The 3,201-nt window shown below is 65.1% G+C and carries 2 protein-coding genes and 2 pseudogenes; 3 read left to right on the top strand and 1 reads right to left on the bottom strand.

Going from position 1 to position 3,201, the window contains the following annotated elements; genetic code table 11:
• From NP534_RS26350 to NP534_RS26340, 3 genes and pseudogenes are all read left to right on the top strand, one after another.
• A partial coding sequence (locus tag NP534_RS26350; RefSeq protein WP_274100674.1) for an FAD-dependent oxidoreductase occupies window positions 1-1,278 on the top strand: 1,278 nt, incomplete at its 5' end.
• Window positions 1,278-1,607, top strand: coding sequence for an NIPSNAP family protein (locus tag NP534_RS26345; protein ID WP_274100673.1), 330 nt, complete (start codon window positions 1,278-1,280; stop codon window positions 1,605-1,607). The genes NP534_RS26350 and NP534_RS26345, both read left to right, overlap by 1 nt.
• A gap of 48 nt (window positions 1,608-1,655) precedes the next feature.
• Window positions 1,656-2,999 (top strand): annotated as a pseudogene (locus NP534_RS26340) (MFS transporter).
• 35 nt (window positions 3,000-3,034) lie between these two features.
• Here the strand turns inward: NP534_RS26340 and NP534_RS26335 are convergent.
• Window positions 3,035-3,136: pseudogene (locus NP534_RS26335) on the bottom strand (LysR family transcriptional regulator); the annotation flags it as partial.
• Window positions 3,137-3,201 lie beyond the last annotated feature (65 nt).

Here is a 3,201-nt window from a genome sequence, read left to right as displayed (position 1 = left end):
CCGCTCAAGACCATCACTTTCATCGGCATGATGTTCAACTCGTCGAATGCCGACCTCAAGCACTTCTTCAATGTCACGCGTTCACTGACGTCGTTCGCTTATGTGGCCAAGCGCTTGCTGACCCACTTCAAAGAGCTGGCGCTGTACCGGCGTGGCACTCAGGTAACCAGCGGCAATGCCTTGGCGGCGCGGCTGGTGAGGTCGGCGCTGGACCTGGGTATTCCGATTCTGACCGGCACGCCGGCCAGGCAACTGTTGCGTGAAGGCAACCGAGTCACGGGGGTGTTGGCCGAGCAAGGCAACAACGAACTGCGCATTGAGGCGCGGCGGGGTGTGGTGCTGGCCTGTGGCGGGTTCTCCCACGACCTGCAGCGGTTGAAGCAGGCCTACCCGCATGTGCGTCGCGGCGGTGAGCATTTTTCGCCGGTGCCCGAAGGCAACACCGGTGATGGTGCCCGCATGGCCGAAGCATTGGGCGCCAAGGTCGATATCCGCCTGCAAGCCGCAGCGGCCTGGATGCCGGTATCGAAAGTGCCCATGGGGGCAGGGCGCTACGCTGCCTTTCCGCATTTGCTCGATCGTTACAAACCCGGAGTGATCGGGGTGCTGCGCTCGGGCAAGCGCTTCACCAACGAATCGAATTCCTACCACGATGTGGGTGCAGCGCTGATCGAGGCCTGTGCCGAGCAGTCGGAAACCGCCATGTGGCTGGTCTGTGACCGCCGCACCCTGGCCAAGTACGGCCTGGGCTTCGCCAAGCCCGCGCCGATGCCGCTGGGGCCGCTGTTGCGCAATGGCTACCTGCTCAAGGGCCGCAGCCTCGCAGAGCTGGCCGGCAAGGCCGGGATCGATGCCGCCGGGCTGGAGCAGACCGTGCGTGATTACAACCTGGGCGCCGTTCAGGGTGAGGACCGCCAGTTCGGGCGTGGCACTACCCGCTTCAATCGTTATCTGGCCGACCCGCAACACACGCCCAACCCTTGCGTGGCGCCGCTGGGCGAGGGGCCTTACTTTGCCGTGAAGGTGATCATGGGCGACCTGGGTACCTTCGACGGGATCCGCACCAGTGTGGTCGGCGAAGTGCTCGGCACCGATGAGCGGGCCATCGAGGGGCTGTATGCCGTTGGCAACGACCGCGCCAGCATCATGGGCGGCAACTACCCCGGCGCAGGCATCACCCTGGGGCCGATCATGACCTTTGGCTACCTCACCGGGCGCCATCTGGCAGGCGTCGAACAGGGCCTGGCGACTGCGGCCAATGCACGGGAGGTGGCGTGATGGACAAGGCCGTCGTCGACCATCGGATCTACACCATCCGCCCACGTGGCATGGCGGCGTTTCTCGAGGCCTTCGACCAGCTGGCGATGCCGATTCTGCTGCGCCATCTGGGGGCGCCACTGGCCTTCTACACCAGCAGCATCGGCCCGCTGAACCAGGTGGTGCACCTGTGGGGCTACGACAGCCTGGATGACTTCGAAACGCGCAGCGCCGCCCGCGATGCCGACCCGGACTTCGCCGCCTACCTGCACGCCACCCGTGACCTGGTGGTGGCCCAGGAGACACGCATCATCAGGCCGGTGCAGCTGCATAGCCTCGCTCACCGCTAATGCCACCGGGGCCCTGCACCCGCATAAAAACAACAACAGGTGATACCCATGAACAACGCTATCGATGTGCGCCAACTGATCGACCAGCAACCCATCGGCCGCTACCAGAAGTGGGTGGTCTTTCTGGGGTTTCTGATCATCGCCCTGGACGGGCTGGACGTCGCCATCATCGGTTTCATCGCCCCCCAGCTGAAAAGCGACTGGGGCCTGAACGCGCAAAGCCTGGGCCCGGTGTTGAGCGCCGCCCTCATCGGCCTGGCGCTCGGGGCCTTGATCGCCGGCCCCCTGGCAGATCGCTACGGGCGCAAGGCGGTCTTGCTGGGCAGCGTCTTGCTGTTTGGCGTCTGGACCCTGGCCTCGGCGTTTTCGCCCAACCTTGAAACCCTGGTGGCCCTGCGTTTTCTGACCGGTCTGGGCTTGGGCGCCGCCATGCCCAATGCCAGCACCCTGGTCAGCGAGTACGCGCCGGCGCGCAGCCGCTCGTTGCTGATCACCCTGGCGTTCTGCGGCTTTTCCCTGGGCGCGGCGGCAGGCGGCTTTGTCAGTGCCTGGATGATCCCGAACCTGGGCTGGCGCAGTGTGCTGGTGCTGGGGGGCGTGCTGCCGCTGCTGACGTTGCCGTTGCTGTGCTGGCGGCTGCCCGAATCGGTCACCTTCCTGGTCAGCAAGGGTGCCGATGTGCGACGCGTACGCGCCATTGTCAGCCGCCTGGCGCCGGGGCGCATCAGCGCCGACAGCACCTTTGTGCTGCCGCCCAGCACGCCGAGCAGCGGTGGGGCAATTGGCACCATCCTTTCGCCGCGCTATCGTTTCGGCACCTTCATGCTCTGGACTGGCTACGTGCTGGCGTTGTTTCTGGTCTACCTGTTCAGCGGCTGGTTGCCCACTCTGGTGAAGGAGGGCGGTGGCTTCTCGGTAGCCGAAGCGGCCATCGTCACCGCCTGCTTCCAGATCGGCGGGCCGCTGGGGGCGATTTCGGTGGGCTGGGCCATGGACCGCTGCAACCCGCAACGCGTGCTGATGCTGACCTTCCTGTTCAGCGGCGCAGTGATCTTCGCCATTGGCCAGGTGGCCGGGGATTTCACCTGACTGTGCACGATTGCCTGGGCAGTGGGCTTTGGCCTCAATGGTGCCAGTGTGGGCATGAATGCGCTGGCGGCAGCGTTCTACCCGACCGAAGCGCGCGCGACCGGTGCCAGCTGGATGAGTGGCATCGGCCGTTTCGGGGCGATTCTCAGTGCGTTTGCCGGCGCCCAGATGCTGGCAATGGGGTGGAGCTTCGCGCAGGTGTTCGCGTCGTTGCTTGTACCGGCGGTGCTGGCTGCGCTGGCCGTGCTGCTGCAAGGGCGCCATGCCGGTTCAGGCCGACGCGCTGCACGGCAGGTGGTGTAATCAGTGCTGGCGTGCAAAAGCCCTGCAGGCCTTGTTCAGTTTTCCCGGCTGTACATCCTGCATTGCGCCAGCAACGCCAACAGGTTCGGTTCCCGCTCACGCGCCTTCAGAAACACCACGCCGATATGTTGTTGCAGGCTTGACCACATGCCCCCGGCCAGCAGCACCTGCTCGCAGCGGATCTCGCCTTGTTCGGTGACCA

Origin of the sequence: Pseudomonas sp. 39004 (assembly GCF_028682155.1) — a bacterium.
Classification (GTDB): Bacteria; Pseudomonadota; Gammaproteobacteria; order Pseudomonadales; family Pseudomonadaceae; genus Aquipseudomonas; species Aquipseudomonas capeferrum.
The sequence above is the reverse complement of the archived record's forward strand: the minus strand, read 5'-3'. Positions and strand labels throughout refer to the sequence as shown.